The organism is Williamsia sp. DF01-3, assembly GCF_023051145.1.
In the GTDB taxonomy this organism is placed as follows: Bacteria; Actinomycetota; Actinomycetes; order Mycobacteriales; family Mycobacteriaceae; genus Williamsia.
Genome location: NZ_JALKFS010000005.1, coordinates 3,048,821 through 3,067,200 on the forward strand (window position 1 = coordinate 3,048,821; position 18,380 = coordinate 3,067,200).

Sequence of the window (18,380 nt, forward strand, 5' to 3'; positions counted from 1 at the left end):
CATGTGCCCAGGTCGCGCCCGCACAAACCCACCACTTCCGGGTCCTTCGTCAGACGTAGTTTTTCTGCAGTTCGCGCTTCACCAGTTTTCCGGTGGGCGTGCGGGGGAGTTCGTCGACGAAGTCGACCGACTTGGGTGCCTTGTAATGCGCAAGGCGTTCCCGCACGAAGTCGATCATCTGCCGACCCAGCTCAGGGGACGGGTTCACGCCCGGCTCGAGCTGGACGCATGCCTTGGCGACCTCACCCAGATCTGGGTCGGGCACCCCGATCACGCCGACGTCGAAGACGTCAGGGTGGCCGATGAGGACGTTCTCGGCTTCCTGCGGGTAGATGTTCACTCCGCCGGAGATGATCATGAACGATTTACGGTCGGTGAGATAGAGGAAACCCTCCGCGTCGACGTAACCGACATCGCCGCTTGTTGTCCAGGCCGGGTGCTCGGGGTGCTGCGCAGACTTCGTCTTCTCTGGATCATTGTGATACTCGAACGGCAGTTCGTCGCGTTCCCAGAAGACCGTGCCGATCTCGCCGGTGGGCAGTTCGTTGCCGTCGTCGTCGCAGATGCGGACCACTCCCAGCAGGGGTTTGCCCACCGAACCGGGGTGGGTCAGGGCTTCCTCGCTGTTGATGAATGTGGCGCCGGCACCCTCGGTGGAGGCGTAGTACTCGTGGATCACCGGTCCCCACCACTTGATCATGGCCTGCTTGACCTCGGGAGGACACGGCGCCGCCGCATGGATTGCGATCTTCATGCTGCTGACGTCGTATTTGGCGCGGACGTCCTCGGGCAGTTTGAGCATGCGGATGAACATCGTGGGCACCCACTGGCTGTGGGTGACCCGGTACTCGTCGATCAGGCCGAGCGCACCTTCGGCGTCGAACTTGTCCATCAGCACGATCGTGCCCCCGACGGAGTTGACCATGCCGCAATAACGCAGCGGCGCAGCGTGATACAGCGGAGCGGGGCACAGGTACACACAGTCCTGGTCGAACCCGTACAGCAGCGAGAACACCGCCGTGTACGGGTCGGGGATCTCGTTCACCTGCCCGTCCTGCAGCGGTACCTTGATGCCCTTGGGCCGGCCGGTGGTACCGGACGAATACAGCATGTCCTGACCGCGGGGCTGGTCGGTCAGGGGCTCGTCGGAGGCGTTGGCGAGGATCTCGTCGAACGACTCGAAGCCCGGTATGTCGCCACCCCAGGCGATTCGGTGCGTCACTCCGGGCACCTGATCCGCGGCGCTGACCGCATCGGCCACCTCGGCGGAGGCGAACAGGGCGACCGCGCTGCAGTCGCCGAGGATGTAGTTGACCTCGTCGGGTGTGAGGTGGTTGTTGATCGCGGTGACGTACATCCCCGAACGCACTGCCGCCCAATAGATCACGAGCACCCGGATGTCGTTGTTGGAGACGATGGAAACGTTGTCGCCGCGGCCGAGGCCGAGGTCGTCACGCAGGTAGTGGGCGACTTGGGTCGATCGCCTGTCGAGCTCGGCGTAGGTGATCGACTCACCGGTCGCCGGTCGCACAACGGCGACCTTGTCAGGGGTGGTGGCGACAAAATTGCCCGGGAACATCAAGGACCTCCGGCTCAGCGAATCCACGAGGCGGCCCGAACGGCCGCGATATGTTAACCAGAACTATCACATTCCTCGCGGTTTCCGAGGAGTTATCCGGAGGAGTCATGAGGCCGGCGTAACAGATGTCGTGGACGCGGCACGCAAAGCCCCCGTCCACCGCGCCAGGGGCACGATGGACGGGGGCCAGGGTCGGCGCCGTCAGCGGGTACGGCGGACCGATTCCTCCACGAGGTCGAGAACCGCGTGCAGATCGTCGGTCGCGGCACCCGATGCCAGCCGGGTGGTGAGCCCGTCGAGGATGAGATCGAGATAGGCCACCAGAACGCGTGTGGGCAGATCGTCGCGCAACCGTCCGGCTGTCCGCTGCCGCTCGAGGCGAGCCAGTGTGGCCGACTCGAGCTCGGCGGAACGTTCCTTCCAGCCAGAACGGAACGCCGCGTCGGTGCGCAACTTACGGGCGATCTCCAGACGTGTTCCCAGCCAATCGAACTCCTCGGGATGGTTGAGCATGTCGCGCATCACCTGGACAAGACCTTCGTTCGCGGCCACGTCGGCCATTCGCTCGGCGTCCTCGTGCGCCAGCGCGAGGAAGAGCGCCTCCTTGTCCCGGAAGTGATGGAAAATCGCTCCCCGGGACAAGGAGGTTGCCTCCTCGAGCCGACGCACGGTGGCGCCGTCGTAACCGAACTCGGCAAAACAACGGCGCGCACCGTCGAGGATCTGACGTCGCCGGGCTTCCAGGTGGTCTTGGCTTACCTTGGGCACCCGCGGAGTCCTCTGGTCAGCTCTTGAGCATGCTGCGCAGGACGTACTGCAGGATGCCGCCGTTACGGTAGTACTCTGCCTCACCGGGCGTGTCGATGCGAACCTTGGCATCGAACTCGATGGTGCTGCCGTCGTCCTTGGTGGCCGTCACCTTCACCGTCTGCGGAACGGCGCCGTTGTTGAGCTCTTCGATGCCGCTGATGTCGTACACTTCGGTGCCGTCCAGGCCGAGCGAGCCGTGTGACTCACCCTCGGGGAACTGCAGCGGGATGACGCCCATACCAATGAGATTCGACCGGTGGATACGTTCGAAGCTCTCGGTGATGACCGCACGCACACCGAGCAGCGAGGTGCCCTTTGCCGCCCAGTCACGAGACGATCCGGTGCCGTATTCCTTGCCGCCGAGCACCACCAGAGGGGTTTTCTGGGCCGCGTAGTTCTGCGCAGCGTCGTAGATGAACGACTGCGGCGCACCGTCCTGGGTGAAGTCGCGGGTGTAGCCGCCGGAGACACCGTCGAGCAGCTGGTTCTGCAAACGGATGTTGCCGAACGTCGACCGGATCATCACCTCGTGGTTTCCGCGTCGGGCACCGAGCGAGTTGTAGTCCTTACGCTCAACACCTTTGGAGTCCAGGTACTGGGCGGCAGGAGTGCCCGGCTTGATGGTGGATGCAGGTGAGATGTGGTCGGTGGTGACCGAATCGCCCAGCTTGGCCAACACACGTGCACCCTTGATGTCGGTGACGGGCTCGGGATCTCGCTGCATGCCCTCGAAGTACGGAGGCTTACGCACGTAGGTGGAGTCCTCGTCCCACTCGAACGTCTTGCCGTCCGGGGTGGGCAGGTTCTGCCAGCGCTCGTCGCCCTTGAAGACGTCTGCGTAATCGGATGCGTACTGCTCGGGTGAGATCGAGTCCGTGATGGTCTGCTCGATCTCCTCACCCGACGGCCAGATGTCCCTGAGGTAGACGGGGTTTCCGTCGGTGTCGTTGCCGAGGGGATCGGACTCGAAGTCGAAGTCCATCGTGCCCGCAAGTGCGTAAGCGATGACCAACGGTGGCGAGGCCAGGTAGTTCATCTTCACATCGGGGTTGATGCGACCCTCGAAGTTGCGGTTACCCGACAACACCGCGGTGGCGGTCAGGTCGTTCTCGTTGATGGCCTTGGAGATCGCCTCGGGCAGCGGGCCGGAGTTACCGATACACGTGGTGCATCCGTAGCCGACCAGGAAGAAGCCGAGCTTCTCCAGGTACGGCCAGAGACCGGCCTTTTCGTAGTACCCGGTGACGACCTGCGAACCCGGGGCCATCGATGTCTTCACCCACGGCTTGGACGTCAGACCCTTTTCCACGGCGTTGCGGGCCAGGAGGCCGGCACCGAGCATCACCGAGGGGTTCGAGGTGTTCGTGCAGCTGGTGATCGAGGCGATCGACACGATGCCGTGGTCGAGGACCATCTTGCCGTTCTCGGTTTCCACCTCGACAGGCTTGGTCGGCCGTCCCTCTGCCCCCTTGGCCGCGGAGAGGATCTCCTGTTGGCTGCGCGGCAGATCGGCGCCATCGTCGGCGAATTGCAGAGTGGCCGGGTCAGAAGCCGGGAAGCTCTCTTCCACCGTCTCGTCGAGCTGGGTGTGATGCGCCGAATCACCGTTCTCGACGTAGTTGTAGATGTCCTTGCGGAATGCCGTCTTGGCATCCCACAGTCCGATCCGGTCCTGCGGACGCTTCGGTCCCGCGATCGAGGGAACCACGCCGTTCAGGTCGAGTTCGAGGTACTCGGAGAAGACCGGCTCGGTGTCTGCGTCGAGCCACATGCCCTGCTCTTTGGCGTAGGCCTCGACGAGCGCGAGCTGCTCCTCGCTACGACCGGTGAGCCGCAGGTACTTCATGGTCTCTTCGTCGATCGGGAACATCGCGCACGTGGAGCCGAACTCCGGGCTCATGTTGCCGATGGTGGCGCGGTTGGCCAGCGGGACCGCCGAGACACCCTTGCCGTAGAACTCGACGAACTTGCCGACCACGCCGTGCTTACGCAGCATCTCGGTGATGGTGAGCACCACGTCGGTGGCGGTCACGCCCGGCTTCGTCTCGCCGGTCAGCTTGAAGCCGACCACGCGGGGGATGAGCATCGAGATGGGCTGGCCGAGCATGGCTGCCTCTGCCTCGATGCCACCGACGCCCCAGCCGAGAACGCCGAGGCCGTTCTCCATGGTGGTGTGCGAGTCGGTGCCGACGCAGGTGTCGGGGTAGGCCTGCTGTACGCCGTCGGCGTTCGGCCGGACCATGATCGAGCGTGCGAGGTGCTCGATGTTGACCTGGTGCACGATGCCGGTGCCGGGCGGGACGACCTTGAAGTCGTCGAACGCGCCCTGGCCCCAGCGCAGGAACTGGTAGCGCTCGCCGTTGCGCTGGTATTCGATGTCCACGTTGCGCTCGAAGGCCTGGGCGTTACCGAAGGCCTCGATGATCACCGAGTGGTCGATCACCATCTCCGCCGGAGCGAGCGGGTTCACCTTGTTCGGATCGCCGCCGAGCTCCTTGACTGCCTCGCGCATGGTGGCGAGGTCGACGATGCACGGCACGCCGGTGAAGTCCTGCATGATCACGCGCGCAGGCGTGAACTGGATCTCGATGCTGGGGTCGGCGGTGGCGTCCCAGTTCGCGATCGCGGTGATGTGGTCTTTGGTGATGTTCGCGCCGTCCTCGGTGCGAAGCAGGTTCTCGGCGAGAACTTTGAGGGAGTAGGGGAGTTTGTCGGTTCCCTCGACAGCGTTCAGACGGAAGATCTCGTACGAGTTCTCACCGACCGTCAGCGTGCCGCGGGCGCCAAAGGAATCGATACTCATCGCTTTACGTCAGCTCCACTCTTCGTGTTGTCGGCCGGCGGGGGCTGCGCCGGTCCGGATAGTTGTCGGCAACTTCACCGATCTGGACGCAAGCAGTGGGCTGCACCGCATGCGCTCTACCGACGATTCTAGCAGTACGAGCGTACTGGTAAAGCTGCCGGGTCGGTTCCGGGCATGTCCGGTGTGTCGGACAGGCGCGGTGATGCTGGGACTCCCCAATTGTGTCGTAATGTGCAGCCGTAGGTTGGCTTCTGCCAGCAATGCCCCCGATCCACAGATTCGGAGAACACGTGGCACCCACGCCGAGCTTGACCATCATCCCGCCGGATGTGAACCTGCCCGAGCTGCAGGCCGGACTGGCCGATGACGGAGTCGTGGCGCCACCGGAGATGACCCCGCGAATCCTGCAGGTTGTCGCCGAGGCGAAGGACAAGGGCTACGACGTGCATTTCGTGGTGACGGACAAGGTGTATCCCCGGATCACGTACTACCGCGACATCGCCACCGAATTGCAGCAGGACACAGGCGGCACCGTCATCGTTCTCGGCGGCAATTACGTCGGTTCGGCAAGTGACGAGTTCAGCCGAGTGCAATTGGAACAGGCCACAGACAATCTGACGATTTCGAATCCGCCCGTCGCAGCCGAGCAGATGGTGGACCGGATGACCGAGCAGACCCAGGTTCCGTGGACCGTTGTCACGGTCGTGCTGATCGCCGTGGTCGCCGTGGGCGCGGTGGTGGCCCGCAAGCTGCAGTTGCGCAAGGGAACTCCCACCGAGGCCGATCCGGCGACCGTGCACACCGCCGCTGAGTCGTCGGCCACGCCGCGCGCCGGCGGCTCTTCTGCCACTGACGTTTGAATTGACGCCAGAACTACACAATTGTAGTTCTGCGATATCCAATTTGTGACCTTCGGCATTGTCCGAGTTCACGGCGTTTCCGCAGGTAATGACGCTAATGTAATTTGTGACTGCTGTTTCCTTCGGGGTTCTTGTGGCGTACGGTTCCGTATGTCATCGGTGGTGCTAATGGGGAAGTTGATCACCATCGTGGCGATGGCCAGGTATGCCGCCGGTCGGCGGCGACCGGCGCAATGTCAGATCTGCGAGGGAGTTCTTTGTGAGGCGACGCACTGCATTCGGCATACGCCGTCGACCTTTTTCCGTGTCCACCCGACGGCGTGGTGGTGCCCGAACATCGGTGGCAGTCGCGTTTGTTGCGGCGGTCGCAGTGGGTTTCGGGCAGTTGTCCGCAGGGACAGCGGTCGCCGAGCCACCCAGCAGTGCTGACAAGATCGCCACGCTGATCAATCAGATCGCCGATACAAATCAGAACCTGGTCAACCTGGACGGCGACGTCGCGGTGAAGCGCGAAGCGGTCAACCGCGCTCTCGTCGACCTCCAGAACGCCAGGGAAGCGCAGCGACTGGCTGCCATCGCCGTGCGTGGCGCCCAAGAGGCGCTACAGGGCGCTGCCGGGGCAATTGCGCTCGCGGAGACCGACTTCGACGGGTTCATCCGGAGTCTGTACACCCAGGGCAACAGTCAGGGATCGATGGCTGCCTATCTCTCGGGAGATCCCGGTGCGGTCCTCGATCGCGCCTCGGTCATCGATCAGCTGAGCAAAGATCAGCAGGAGACGATCGCCCGGCTGCAGCAGGCTCGCAACGAAGAGGCCAACCGTGCGGCCACCGCGCAGGCCACCGAACAGCAGGCCTCGTTCGCCGCCACCACCGCCGAGACCCGCCAGGCCGACGCGCAGAGCGCGATCACCGAGGCGATGGAGGCAGTCAAAGCCGAGAACGCCCGGCGCCAGAAACTGCAGGCCGATCGGGACGAGGCGCAGCGGCAGCTCGAGGCGCTCCGAGGACAGCCGACACCTGTCATCTCGCCGGGTACGCCGGGATCGATCCTGCCCGATCAGCAGGCCGCGATCGAGGACCAGGCGCACCAGGCCGCGTTGCGTGCTGCGGCCGATGCAGCAGGCAAGCTGGCATTGAACACCAGCCAGCAGATGCTCGCCGCGCTGGTCGGGTCGCTGACCCCGCCGCACACCGACATCGATGAGCCGACGACCCCGACGACCCCGACCACTCCGGTCGATCCGACGACCCCGGTCGACCCGACCGATCCGACCACCCCGGTGGACCCCACCACCCCGACCGAGCCCACCACGCCGACGACCCCGTCACCGGGGACGGTCGACCCGGGCGCCGAAGGCCCCGCTGCGGTGGAGATCGTGGTCAACCGCGCGATGTCGCAGCTGGGTGTGAGTTATTCGTGGGGTGGTGGTGACGCGAACGGTCCCACCCTCGGTATCCGTGACGGTGGCGTGGCCGACTCGTACGGCGACTACAACAAGGTCGGCTTCGACTGCTCCGGGCTGATGATCTACGCATTCGCCGGCATCGGGATCTCGCTACCGCACTACACGGGTTATCAATACACGTCGGGTCCACAGTTCCCGCTCTCGGAGATGCAGCGCGGCGACATGATCTTCTACGGGCCCAACGCGAGCCAGCACGTCGCCCTCTACCTCGGCGACAACACGATGATCGAGGCCCCGCAGTCGGGTGACGTCGTGAAGATCTCGCCGTTGCGGACCAGCGGAGCGATGCCCTACGTGGTGCGGCTCGCCTGATCTGATCGATCCAGCCTGGGGCCGTATGTCGACCCGCCGCAGATGCCGGACGTGGCTGGCTCCACCGGCGGCCCAGTACCCTCGGTGCAGTCAGTACAACGATCGAACAGACCCCGGAGGGTATCGGTGACCTCAGCGCAGGACGACAGCAAGACCTCGGCAGAGGATTTCAAGCTCACGCAGTCCGACGTCGCGTTGCTCGAGAAGGCGATGTTCGAGGTCAAAAGGGTCATCGTCGGTCAGGACCGCCTGGTCGAACGCATCCTGGTCGGTCTCCTGGCCCGCGGTCACATCTTGCTCGAAGGTGTGCCGGGCGTGGCAAAGACCCTTGCGGTCGAGACGTACGCGACCGTCATCGGTGGCAGCTTCTCGCGGGTGCAGTTCACCCCCGACCTGGTGCCCACCGACCTCATCGGTACCCGTATCTATCGCCAGGGTCGTGAGGAGTTCGACACCGAACTCGGACCCGTGGTGGCCAACTTCCTTCTGGCCGACGAGATCAACCGTGCACCCGCAAAGGTGCAGTCGGCGCTCTTGGAGGTGATGGCCGAGCGGCATGTCTCCATCGGCGGCACCACCTATCCGATGCCCGACCCGTTCCTGGTGATGGCGACGCAGAACCCCATCGAGAACGAGGGCGTGTACCCGCTGCCCGAGGCACAGCGTGACCGGTTCCTGTTCAAGATCCTGGTCGACTACCCGGCGGTGGAGGAAGAACGCGAGATCGTCTACCGGATGGGTAACGTCCCGCCCAAGGCATCCCGCGTTCTCGACGCGGAGACGATGGTCCGGCTGCAGAACACCGCAGCGAATGTCTTTGTGCATCACGCCCTCGTCGATTATGTGGTCCGTGTGATCAATGCGACCCGGCGACCGGCCGAACTCGGCATGCACGATGTCGCGGGATGGCTGGCATACGGCGCATCCCCCCGAGCCACGCTGGGCATCGTTGCGGCTTCGCGCGCACTCGCGCTGGTGCGTGGTCGCGACTACGTGATTCCCCAGGACGTGGTCGAGCTCATTCCCGACGTGCTCCGCCACCGTTTGGTACTGAGCTACGACGCGCTGGCTGACGAGGTGGATGCAGATGCCGTCATCACCCGGGTGTTGCAGACGGTCGGTCTGCCCCAGGTCAGCGCGCAGCCGCTGTCCACCCCGCCCACCGTGGGTGGACAGGCCCCGCCGCAGCAGTCGCCACAGCAAGGCCAGCCGGCGTACTCGCAGGGGCCCGGTCCTCTGACCAAACCTGCTGCCGCGCAGGCCAACCCGGCGCAGGGCAACCAGTCGCACTATGGCGGATAACAGCACGCTCCCGTCGTTCGGCGCCGGCACCCTCGAAGACCCCAAGCTGACCGCAGCACTCAAGACCCTGGAAATCGTGGTTCGCCGCAAGCTCGACGGGGTGCTGCAGGGTGAACACCTCGGGCTCATCCCGGGACCGGGGACCGAGCCGGGGGAGGCTCGCGAGTACCAGCCCGGCGACGACGTGCGCCGGATGGATTGGTCGGTGACGGCCCGGACAACCCATGCTCACGTCCGGCAGATGGTGGCCGATCGCGAACTCGAGACCTGGCTCGTCGTCGACATGTCGGCGAGTCTGGATTTCGGCACGGTCAACACCACCAAACGTGATCTGGCGGTGGCGGCCTGCGCGGCCATCGCTCACCTCACTCTGGGCGGAGGCAACCGGTTGGGCGCGGTGGTGTGCACCGGCGATCAGGTGGTGCGAATCCCTGCCCGCGGTGGCCGGGCGCACGCTTTGAGCACGCTCAAGACCATTGCCACCACCACCCGCGCGAACGACGGTGTGCGCGGCGACCTGTTCGCCGGAATCGACGCCCTGCGCAGGCCCGAGCGACGCCGGGGTCTGGCCGTGGTGGTCAGCGACTTCCTCGGGCCGCTCAACTGGGACCGCCCACTGCGGGCCGTGTCCGGTCACCACGATGTCCTCGGTGTCGAGGTCCTCGATCCACGCGACATGGAATTGCCTGCGGTGGGTGAGGTGGTGCTACGCGATGCCGAATCGGGGCAGATCCGCGAATTGACGATCACCGACAAGGTGCGGGCCGATTTCGCCAGAGCCGCCGAAGACCACCGGATGGCGGTGCAGCGCGCGTTGAGGCAGTGTGGTGCACCGACATTGGCGCTTCGCACCGACCGCGACTGGATCGCCGACGTCGTGCGATTCATCGCGCAGCGGAGGCGGGGAATGAACGCGGGGGCCACCCGATGAGTTGGCTCGACTTCGCGTCACCCTGGTGGTTGCTGATCATCCTCGTCGTGGCCGCCTTGGTGGCCGGATACATCTACATGCAGCGGCGACGGCAGAACCGTGCCCTGAAGTTCGCCAATCTGGACCTGCTGAACACGGTTGCCCCACAAACGCGCAACCGGACGCAGCACATTCCGATCGTGCTGATGGTGATCGCCCTGCTCGTGCTGACGGTGGCGATGGCCGGTCCTCAGGCCGACCGAAAAGTGCCGCGTAACAAGGCCACCGTGATGCTTGTCATCGACGTGTCCCGATCGATGGACGCAACCGACGTGGCACCGTCGCGGCTCAAGGCTGCTCAAGAGGCCGGTAAGAAGTTCGCGGACGAACTCACCGAGGGCATCAACCTGGGGTTGATCTCATACGCCGGAACGGCGACCACTCTGGTGTCGCCGACACCCGATCGTGCCGCCACCAAGGACGCGATCGACAAATTGCGCCTCGACGACAAGACCGCCACCGGTGAAGGTATCCTCGCCGCGGTCACGCAGATCAAGACCCTCAATGCCGTGCTCGGCGGCGACAAGGGTGCTCCGCCCGCGCAGGTGGTGTTGCTGTCGGACGGCAAGGAAACGGTGCCCGACGACCCCGACGACCCGCGAGGAGCTTTTACCGCGGCCCGTAAGGCGAAAGAGGACCGGATTCCGGTCAACACCATTTCGTTCGGAACCCGCGGCGGCACAGTCGAACTGGAAGGCGACCGGATCCCGGTGCCCGTCGACGACGATTCGCTCCGCAAGATCGCGCAGTTGTCGGAGGGTAAGTTCTTCACCGCCTCGAGCCTTGATGAACTCAACCAGGTCTACGGCAATCTCCAGGACCAGATCGGTTACGAGACCCGGCGCGGCGACGCGTCCCGCCCGTGGCTGATCGCCGGCACGCTGCTCGTACTCCTCGCGGTCGGCAGTGCCGTGGCGATCAACCGGCGCCTGCCCTGATGGGACCACGTACACCTCCACCGACAACAAGGCGATAGGTTGACCGTCATGGCTGACAGCAACGAACAGGTGTCCCGGTCGGTTCTGGTGACCGGGGGCAACCGTGGAATCGGATTGGCGATCGCGCAACGGCTGGCCGCGGACGGGCACAAAGTGGCCGTCACACATCGTGGTTCGGGCGCGCCCGAGGGTTTGTTCGGCGTCGAATGCGACGTCACCGACACCGAATCGATCACCCGGGCCTTCGCGGCGATCGAAGAACACCAGGGCCCGGTGGAGGTGCTGGTCTCCAACGCCGGCGTCACCGACGACACCCTCCTGATGCGGATGACCGAGGAGCAGTTCGAGAGGGTCGTGGACGCCAACCTCACCGGTTCGTTCCGCGTCGCCAAGGCCGCGTGCCGGTCCATGCTGCGCAAGCGATTCGGCCGCTTCATCTTTCTGGGATCCGCGGTGGCGATGATGGGGACCCCCGGCCAGATCAACTACGCGTCGTCCAAGGCGGGACTGATCGGAATGGCCCGATCGCTCACCCGTGAACTCGGATCTCGATCGATCACCGCCAACGTCGTGGCGCCCGGACTGATCGACACCGACATGACCGCCGAACTGCCGGACGAATACAAGGAACAGGCCGTGAAGCTGATCCCCGCGGCGCGCGTCGGCAGGCCTGAAGAAGTGGCCGCCGTGGTGAGCTGGCTGGCGTCCGACGATTCGGCGTACGTGTCCGGTGCCGTGATCCCTGTCGACGGCGGTCTGGGCATGGGCCACTGACCGTCTGACCTGTAACAGCCCACATCCAAAGCAAGGGAGCACCAGTGAGCGGACTTCTCGACGGCAAGACCATCCTGATCACCGGGATCATCACCGATTCCTCGATCGCGTTCCACGCGGCCGCAATGGCGCAGGAGCAGGGCGCGCGGGTCATCATCACCGGATTCGACCGCCTGCGGCTGATCGACCGGATCGCTCAGCGACTCCCCAAGGAGGTCCCTCCCGCCGTCGAGCTCGACATCACCGACGAGGAGCACCTGGGCACGCTGGCCGACCGGCTCAAAGAGCTTGCGCCCGAGGGCATCGACGGTGTGCTGCACTCGATCGCCTTTGCGCCCAGGACCCTGATGGGCCCGGAGGCCAAGTCGTTCCTGGAAGGTCCCGGGCCCGATGCGGCGCAGTCGTTCCAGGTGTCGGCCTGGAGTTATGCCGCACTTGCGCGAGCAGTGTTGCCTGCGATGAACGAGGGTGGCTCGATCGTGGGGATGGACTTCGATCCGCGCACGGCGATGCCGTACTACAACTGGATGGGTGTGGCCAAGGCCGCCCTCGAATCGGTCAATCGGTATGTGGCGCGTGAGGTGGGCGAGGCCAAGCGCATCCGCTCCAACCTGGTGGCCGCAGGCCCCATCAAAACCCTTGCCGCCAAAGCGATCGCGGGTACGGCCACCGGCGACGCGAAGAAGCTCAACCAGCTCAACGAGTACTGGGATGGTGCGTCCCCGATCGGCTGGGATGTCGATGACGCGACCGTTGTGGCGAAGTCGATCTGCGCGCTGCTGTCGGACTGGCTGCCGGGCACAACAGGGTCGATCGTCTACGTCGACGGCGGGGCCAGCCACAACACCTGGTTCCCGGAAGACATGTAGGTCCACCGGATGAGCGCAGACTTCGATGCTGTTCTGGTGTTGTCCTTCGGCGGGCCCGACAAGCCCGCCGACGTTCGGCCGTTCCTCGAGAACGTCACGCGCGGTAGGGGTGTGCCCCCGGAACGGCTCGACGAGGTCGCCGAGCACTACTACCACTTCGGTGGTGTCTCGCCGATCAATGCGCTCAACCGCGACCTGATCGCCTCGTTGGAGGCCGAGCTCGCACGGTCGGACATCGATCTACCCGTCTATTTCGGCAACCGCAACTGGCACCCGATGATCGAGGACACCCTCGCGCGCATCCATTCGGACGGGCACCGTCGGGTGCTGGTGTTCCCGACGTCGGCGTGGGGTGGGTATTCGGGCTGCCGACAGTACGACGAGGACATCGCCCGTGCCCTGGACTCGTTGGGGCCGGATGCGGATTCGATGGTGTTGCGCAAATTGCCCCATTTCTGGAATCACCCGGCGATGACAGCTGCTTGCGCCGACGCGATCCGCGTTGCGCTCGGACGTGTACCGGAAGACGAACGTGATGACGTGCGGCTGATCTTCACCGCCCACTCGATCCCCGACTCGGCCGACAAGGCGGCCGGGCCGCCCGAGGACGGGGGAAGGCTCTACAGCAAGCAGGTCGCCGAGGCGTCCCGATTGGCCGCGGCCGCTGCGGGTTTCGACGTGTTCGACCAGGTCTGGCAGTCGCGGTCGGGACCACCCCAGATCCCGTGGCTGGATCCCGATATCTGCGACCATCTCGAAGACGTTGCCGCCCAGGGTGTCCCATCGGTGATCGTATGCCCGATCGGGTTTGTGTCGGATCATCTCGAAGTGCTCTGGGATCTGGACAACGAGGGCAAGGACAAAGCCGACGAACTCGGGCTGACGTATGAGCGAGCCGCCACCGTCGGCACCGATCCGCGGTTCATCTCCATGATCGTCTCGCTGATCAGCGAACAGCTTGCCGGTGAAGTGCCGTTTCGGCCGGGGATGACCGAGAACGGGTCCCCCTGTGCGCAGGGGTGTTGCGCGCCGGTGCGACGGCCGGCCTGACCTCAGACCCGGTTGTTCGACAACAACTCTGAGATCACCGCATTGGTCGCACTCATCCGGGCCACCCGGACGGTGCGGGCGAGATCACGGAGGGCTGAATCGCCGGTGTGCTGTTCGCCGACGCTGTAGCCGAAATCCGGGGCCGCCTGCTGCGCCACGGAGAGAATGGCCGCCACATGTGCCGCCTGTTCGAGGATCCGTTCGGCGCGCGCGTTGACCCCCGGAGGCAACTGCTGAGCTGCCAACCGGGTCAGTTCTGCGACCTTCTTGCGGGGGTCGGTCGATGAGTCCGTTGCTGTGGATCGCGGCATCCGCAAGCCGTCCAGAAGGTCGGCTGCAGAGCGGATACCCTCCCGTAGGTCGTATTCGACGGCGCCGAGGGAATGGATGACGGGGATCATCGCCGTCTCGACGGTGTGCACACCCCAGCCGATCGTGTACCGGTCGAGCCGGCGGGGGACGAGGGCGTACCTTCCAGGGACGACAAGGAGTTCACCCGACTCGAGTGCTGCGTTGGTGATCGGTCCGCGAGGCGGTAAGCCGAGCATGTCGCCGGGAGCCACGAGCAGTACCGCCAGTCCCTGCGCCGAGCTGCCACCTCGAACGAGCCGAAGCAGGGCGTCGCTCTCCTCACCTCGGGGGTCGAGCGAAAGCGATTGCGCCGCAATGGCATCAGCAGCCAGTACGCGATGTCGCGCGCTCCACCAGCCGAGGACGTCGAGTAGGTCGTCGGGGGAGCATCGGCCCGACTGCCAGGCTGCACCCCACGCACCCAGAGCGCTGCTCACTCCCTGCGTGTCGGTCGGGTAGTCGAAATCCGCGTCAGTCATCGTGCTTCCTGGTTGCTGTTCTGCGAGCCACGCTCTGCCCGTTCACCCGGCCACTTTAGCGCCGAAAACGGGTACGCGGCGTGCCTGGCGGAATGCACCCGGAACGGGCCCTAACGTGGTGGCGGTGAACAGCACTGGACCACATCGCCGAGTCCCGGATCGTTACGGTCGCGATGTACTCTCCGAGCCCCGGCGGTCCACTCGCCCGGCGGTTCCCGAGGTGACGGCCGAACGGGACCTGGTCGTCGAGGACGCCGCCAGCGGATTCTGCGGCGCGGTGGTCGGTTTCGAACGCAGTTACGACGGGGAGTTCGTGCGGTTGGAAGACCGGCGAGGGTCCACCCGGATCTTCGCATTGCGCCCCGCGGCATTCCTCATCGATGGGTCGCCGGTGACCCTGATCAAACCGGTTCGAAAAGCGCCTGGGGCGCCGGCCCGCACCGCCTCGGGTTCCGTTGCCCCGGTCAGCAGGAGAGCCCGGGTGGCCCGCGCCAGCAGGTTGTTCGTCGAAGGCGTACACGACGCCGCGTTGATGGAACGCATCTGGGGCGACGACTTGCGGGTGGAAGGTGTGGTGGTCGCCAGCCTCGACGGCCTCGACAATCTGGGTGAAGCCCTCGCCGAATTCGAGCCCGGGCCGACCCGGCGGGCGGGCGTCCTGGTCGACCACCTCGTCGCCGGGTCGAAGGAATCGCGGCTCACCGAACGTGTCGGTCCGCATGTCCTGGTCTGCGGGCATCCCTACATCGATGTGTGGGAGGCAGTGAAACCGGCAGCGGTCGGCATCAGTGCGTGGCCGAAGATCCCGCGCGGGATCGACTGGAAGACAGGGGTGTGCAACGAACTGGGCTGGGGTTCACCACGTGACGGCTGGCGGAAGGTGAACAGTTCGGTCTCGAGTTTTCGGGACATCGAGGTGCCGCTCATCCGCGCGGTGGAAGAGCTGATCGACTTCGTCACCGCCATCGAATCCTTAAGCCGCACCGACCGGTCGTGAGCATGGCAGACTGGAGAAATGGGCGCACTCCTGTGGTTGGTCGCGGGATTGATCCTGGTCGGTGCCGAGACCCTCAGCGGTGATCTGATCCTGCTCATGCTCGCCGGTGGTGCGCTCTCGGCGGCGGGTGTCAGCGCGGTGCTCGACCCCCGCTGTGGGTGGACGGGGTTGTGTTCGCAGTGGTGTCCTTGCTCCTGCTCTTCGCCGTACGCCCGGTCGCGCGCAGGCACATGTTCACCCGCCCCCGCCTTGCCACCAACACCGAAGCACTCGTGGGCCGACAAGCCCTGGTGATCACACCGGTGGACGAACGTGGTGGACAGGTCAAGTTCGGCGGCGAGGTCTGGTCGGCCCGCGCAGCCACCCGGGTGACCACTTCGCAGAGGGCGAATCGGTGACGGTACTCGAGATCGACGGTCCGACCGCCGTCGTGTGGAAAGGATGAACGCAGTGATAGTCGGACTCATCATCATCGCCGTTCTCGTGCTGGTGGTCGGGGTGATCCTCGTCAAGTCCATCGCACTCATCCCGCAGGCCGAGGCGGCGGTGATCGAACGCCTTGGCCGCTACACCAAGACGGTGTCGGGTCAGCTGACATTGTTGGTGCCGTTCGTCGACCGCATCCGTGCCCGGATCGATCTGCGAGAACGCGTGGTGTCGTTTGCCCCGCAACCTGTCATCACCGAGGACAACCTGACCGTTCTGATCGACACCGTGGTGTATTTCCAGGTCACGGTGCCGCAGGCGGCGGTGTACGAGATCAACGACTACATCGTCGGCGTCGAACAGTTGGCCACCACGACGCTGCGCAACGTCGTCGGTGGGATGACGCTCGAAGAGACCCTGACCTCACGGGACTCCATCAACGCTCAGCTGCGTGGGGTGCTCGATGAGGCCACCAGTCGATGGGGTCTGCGCGTCGCCCGGGTCGAACTCAAGAGCATCCTCCCTCCGCCGTCCATCCAGGAGTCGATGGAAAAACAGATGAAGGCAGATCGCGAGAAGCGGGCAACGATCCTGACCGCAGAAGGTCAGCGGGAATCGGCGATCAAGACCGCCGAGGGTAACAAGCAGAGTCAGATCCTCTACGCCGAAGGCGCCAAGGCGGCGGCGATCCTGACCGCGGAGGGCGAACGGCAGTCACGGATCCTGCAGGCGCAAGGCGATCGCGCCGCCACGTACCTCCGTGCCGAAGGTGAAGCCAAGTCGATCCAGAAGGTCTTTGCCGCGATCAAAGCCGCAAAACCGACCCCGGAACTGCTGGCCTACCAGTATCTCCAGCAACTACCGGAGATGGCCAAGGGCGAAGCCAGCAAGGTGTGGGTGGTCCCGAGTGACTTCGGCTCGGCGCTACAGGGATTCGCGAGATCATTTGGTGTCCAGTCCGATGACGGGGTGTTCCGTTACGAGCCGACCGCCGACGACGGCAGCGCCCAGCCGGACGACACAGACATGTCCAGCTGGTTCGAAACCGCAGCCGATCCCAAGGTGGCCCAGGCCGTGGCCGAGGCTGAGGCAGTGGCCCGCAAGCCGGTCGATGACGATCCACTGCTGGCCCGTCCCCGCACCGATCCGGGCATCGATCAGGCCGGGGCCTCGGACCAACCCGGCTGGCAGACGCCGGCAATCGACCCCGGCAGGGTTGAGCAATAGTCCAAGATCTCAGTGCAGCAGTAGATATCCGGTGCCGGCCACCGCGGCAGCCCACAGCACCGATGCCAACGTCCCGATGATGAACTGTTCGGCGGCGCCCGGTTCGCGGAGTTCCGGGTAGCGAGCGAGTCCCTTGACCGCCAGCACAATTGCTATCGCCTCGGGCCATCGTAGACCCAGTGCTGCCACCACCGCGATTCGCTCCAGGTATCCGATGACGCGGCCTCCTCGCAGTGGCGTCGGCGCTGGTGGTTCCGGTGCATCTCCGGAGCCGGCCGTCTCCGGTTCCGGTGGCCGGGTGTCCAGTTGCCACGGTTCTATACCCCCGAGCAGCAAGGCGCCGCGAACCAGCAGGGTGCCGCCGGTGACCGCGGCCAGAACGGTGAGGCCGTGGGTGATCACCGCGGCCGCGCCCGAGGCCCGGTCCGCGAGCAGGGCGAGCACTGCCACCCCACCGAGAGCCAGGGGCGTGGCCACTGCGGCGATGAGGTTCGGACCGGTCCGATGTCCGATCGGCGCTGCAGCAAGGATCAGCGGCAGCACAACGGTGACCCCGAGCAGGACAAGCGCAGCGATGATCATGAATGTGCCGACTGCAGTAGATGTGTGGCCAGCAAACGCGTCTCCTCCTCGATGTACCAGTCCGCGGCACGCAATCGCTGCGACAGCGCCTGCGGGGTGATCCCGAGTGTGGCAGCAGCCACCGACTGAGTCTGTCCCGAACGCATCTGGCGAGCCGCGGCGTGTCCGGCATCCGATCGTCCGGCGACCGTGCGGACCAGCAATCGAAGCCCGGTCTGGGCGTATGTGCAGGGCGTGGGGTCAGGCCCCACGACGGCGACGCTGTAAGGATTGGTCTTCGCGGCATTGACCGCGTCGCGTGCGCGTTCGAACGCGGGTCCCCGCCCGGCGCGAGTGATGGATGGCAACGGGAGTTCCACGGTGCCGATCCCGACCCCGATACTCCACCCACCTTCTTCGGCGAGGGTGAGCACGGTGTCGACGACTGCGGCGGGGTCGTCGAGTACTGCCTGGAACTCGTCTCCCGCGGTTCGATCGAATGGGCGGATGACCGGGATGTGGGTCAGCGACTGCAGCGCGTGGGGTACACGGTCGGCTTCTCGTCGGCTGTGCCGTTGGTCGATGGTGACGACGTACATCGGGC

General features: G+C 65.1%; 16 protein-coding genes and 1 pseudogene. 11 read left to right on the forward strand and 6 right to left on the reverse strand.

Features of this window, described 5'->3' with window-relative positions; genetic code table 11:
- Nucleotides 1-49 precede the first annotated feature (49 nt).
- The 3 genes from MVA47_RS16515 to acnA form a co-directional block, all read right to left on the reverse strand.
- Nucleotides 50-1,579, reverse strand: coding sequence for an AMP-binding protein (locus tag MVA47_RS16515; RefSeq protein ID WP_247208710.1), 1,530 nt, complete (start codon nt 1,577-1,579; stop codon nt 50-52).
- A gap of 201 nt (nt 1,580-1,780) precedes the next feature.
- Nucleotides 1,781-2,347 (reverse strand): TetR/AcrR family transcriptional regulator, encoded by a 567-nt coding sequence (locus MVA47_RS16520; protein ID WP_023959339.1) that lies wholly within the window; start codon nt 2,345-2,347, stop codon nt 1,781-1,783.
- Nucleotides 2,348-2,363: 16 nt separating this feature from the next.
- Nucleotides 2,364-5,192, reverse strand: coding sequence for an aconitate hydratase AcnA (gene acnA, locus MVA47_RS16525; protein ID WP_247208711.1), 2,829 nt, complete (start codon nt 5,190-5,192; stop codon nt 2,364-2,366).
- 290 nt (nt 5,193-5,482) lie between these two features.
- On the opposite strand from acnA, the gene MVA47_RS16530 reads away from it, so the two are divergent.
- From MVA47_RS16530 to MVA47_RS16565, 8 genes are all read left to right on the forward strand, one after another.
- A complete protein-coding gene (locus tag MVA47_RS16530; protein WP_247208712.1) occupies nt 5,483-6,052 on the forward strand; it encodes a DUF6676 family protein in 570 nt (189 codons plus the stop codon).
- A 340-nt stretch (nt 6,053-6,392) separates the two neighbouring features.
- Nucleotides 6,393-7,832 carry an NlpC/P60 family protein gene (locus tag MVA47_RS16535; protein WP_247208713.1) on the forward strand — a complete coding sequence of 480 codons (1,440 nt, stop codon included), beginning with the start codon at nt 6,393-6,395 and terminating at the stop codon, nt 7,830-7,832.
- Between the two features lie 42 nt (nt 7,833-7,874).
- Nucleotides 7,875-9,134 (forward strand): AAA family ATPase, encoded by a 1,260-nt coding sequence (locus MVA47_RS16540; RefSeq protein WP_374474227.1) that lies wholly within the window; start codon nt 7,875-7,877, stop codon nt 9,132-9,134.
- A complete protein-coding gene (locus MVA47_RS16545) occupies nt 9,124-10,065 on the forward strand; it encodes a DUF58 domain-containing protein (protein ID WP_247208715.1) in 942 nt (313 codons plus the stop codon). The genes MVA47_RS16540 and MVA47_RS16545 overlap by 11 nt, the downstream gene beginning before the upstream one ends.
- On the forward strand, nt 10,062-11,042 hold the full coding sequence (locus MVA47_RS16550) for a VWA domain-containing protein (RefSeq protein ID WP_247208716.1): 981 nt from the start codon (nt 10,062-10,064) through the stop codon (nt 11,040-11,042). The genes MVA47_RS16545 and MVA47_RS16550 overlap by 4 nt, the downstream gene beginning before the upstream one ends.
- Before the next feature lie 48 nt (nt 11,043-11,090).
- Nucleotides 11,091-11,816: a 3-oxoacyl-ACP reductase FabG1 gene (fabG1, locus tag MVA47_RS16555; RefSeq protein WP_023959325.1), complete on the forward strand. Its 726-nt coding sequence runs from the start codon at nt 11,091-11,093 to the stop codon at nt 11,814-11,816.
- 44 nt (nt 11,817-11,860) lie between these two features.
- Nucleotides 11,861-12,685: an NADH-dependent enoyl-ACP reductase InhA gene (gene inhA / locus MVA47_RS16560; RefSeq protein ID WP_247208717.1), complete on the forward strand. Its 825-nt coding sequence runs from the start codon at nt 11,861-11,863 to the stop codon at nt 12,683-12,685.
- A gap of 9 nt (nt 12,686-12,694) precedes the next feature.
- On the forward strand, nt 12,695-13,735 hold the full coding sequence (locus tag MVA47_RS16565; protein ID WP_247208718.1) for a ferrochelatase: 1,041 nt from the start codon (nt 12,695-12,697) through the stop codon (nt 13,733-13,735).
- Between the two features lie 2 nt (nt 13,736-13,737).
- Here MVA47_RS16565 and MVA47_RS16570 read toward each other — a convergent pair whose 3' ends face one another.
- Nucleotides 13,738-14,565, reverse strand: a complete 828-nt coding sequence (locus tag MVA47_RS16570) for a hypothetical protein (RefSeq protein WP_247208719.1) — start codon at nt 14,563-14,565, stop codon at nt 13,738-13,740.
- Between the two features lie 118 nt (nt 14,566-14,683).
- Between MVA47_RS16570 and MVA47_RS16575 the strand changes: the two genes are divergently transcribed.
- The 3 genes and pseudogenes from MVA47_RS16575 (at nt 14,684) to MVA47_RS16585 (ending at nt 17,215) form a co-directional block, all read left to right on the forward strand.
- Nucleotides 14,684-15,562: a DUF3097 domain-containing protein gene (locus tag MVA47_RS16575; protein ID WP_374474415.1), complete on the forward strand. Its 879-nt coding sequence runs from the start codon at nt 14,684-14,686 to the stop codon at nt 15,560-15,562.
- 18 nt (nt 15,563-15,580) lie between these two features.
- A pseudogene (locus MVA47_RS16580) lies at nt 15,581-16,007 on the forward strand (NfeD family protein).
- Nucleotides 16,004-17,215 (forward strand): SPFH domain-containing protein, encoded by a 1,212-nt coding sequence (locus tag MVA47_RS16585; RefSeq protein ID WP_247208721.1) that lies wholly within the window; start codon nt 16,004-16,006, stop codon nt 17,213-17,215. The pseudogene MVA47_RS16580 and the gene MVA47_RS16585 overlap by 4 nt, the downstream one beginning before the upstream one ends.
- Nucleotides 17,216-17,224: 9 nt before the next feature.
- Here MVA47_RS16585 and MVA47_RS16590 read toward each other — a convergent pair whose 3' ends face one another.
- Together MVA47_RS16590 and MVA47_RS16595 are read right to left on the reverse strand one after the other, a co-directional pair.
- Nucleotides 17,225-17,797, reverse strand: coding sequence for a hypothetical protein (locus tag MVA47_RS16590; protein ID WP_247208722.1), 573 nt, complete (start codon nt 17,795-17,797; stop codon nt 17,225-17,227).
- Nucleotides 17,794-18,375 carry a SatD family protein gene (locus MVA47_RS16595; RefSeq protein WP_247208723.1) on the reverse strand — a complete coding sequence of 194 codons (582 nt, stop codon included), beginning with the start codon at nt 18,373-18,375 and terminating at the stop codon, nt 17,794-17,796. Before MVA47_RS16595 ends, MVA47_RS16590 begins: the two co-directional genes overlap by 4 nt.
- Between the last annotated feature and the right edge of the window lie 5 nt (nt 18,376-18,380).

What these genes read in the sequence shown, in the direction of transcription:
- MVA47_RS16515 (WP_247208710.1), bottom strand. Translation starts at nt 1,579, where the DNA reads ATGTTCCCGGGCAATTTTGTCGCCACCACCCCTGACAAGGTCGCCGTT.
- acnA (WP_247208711.1), bottom strand. Translation starts at nt 5,192, where the DNA reads ATGAGTATCGATTCCTTTGGCGCCCGCGGCACGCTGACGGTCGGTGAG.
- MVA47_RS16540 (WP_374474227.1), top strand. Translation starts at nt 7,875, where the DNA reads ATGCCGGACGTGGCTGGCTCCACCGGCGGCCCAGTACCCTCGGTGCAG.
- MVA47_RS16545 (WP_247208715.1), top strand. Translation starts at nt 9,124, where the DNA reads ATGGCGGATAACAGCACGCTCCCGTCGTTCGGCGCCGGCACCCTCGAA.
- MVA47_RS16550 (WP_247208716.1), top strand. Translation starts at nt 10,062, where the DNA reads ATGAGTTGGCTCGACTTCGCGTCACCCTGGTGGTTGCTGATCATCCTC.
- fabG1 (WP_023959325.1), top strand. Translation starts at nt 11,091, where the DNA reads ATGGCTGACAGCAACGAACAGGTGTCCCGGTCGGTTCTGGTGACCGGG.
- MVA47_RS16565 (WP_247208718.1), top strand. Translation starts at nt 12,695, where the DNA reads ATGAGCGCAGACTTCGATGCTGTTCTGGTGTTGTCCTTCGGCGGGCCC.
- MVA47_RS16570 (WP_247208719.1), bottom strand. Translation starts at nt 14,565, where the DNA reads ATGACTGACGCGGATTTCGACTACCCGACCGACACGCAGGGAGTGAGC.
- MVA47_RS16585 (WP_247208721.1), top strand. Translation starts at nt 16,004, where the DNA reads ATGAACGCAGTGATAGTCGGACTCATCATCATCGCCGTTCTCGTGCTG.
- MVA47_RS16590 (WP_247208722.1), bottom strand. Translation starts at nt 17,797, where the DNA reads ATGATCATCGCTGCGCTTGTCCTGCTCGGGGTCACCGTTGTGCTGCCG.
- MVA47_RS16595 (WP_247208723.1), bottom strand. Translation starts at nt 18,375, where the DNA reads ATGTACGTCGTCACCATCGACCAACGGCACAGCCGACGAGAAGCCGAC.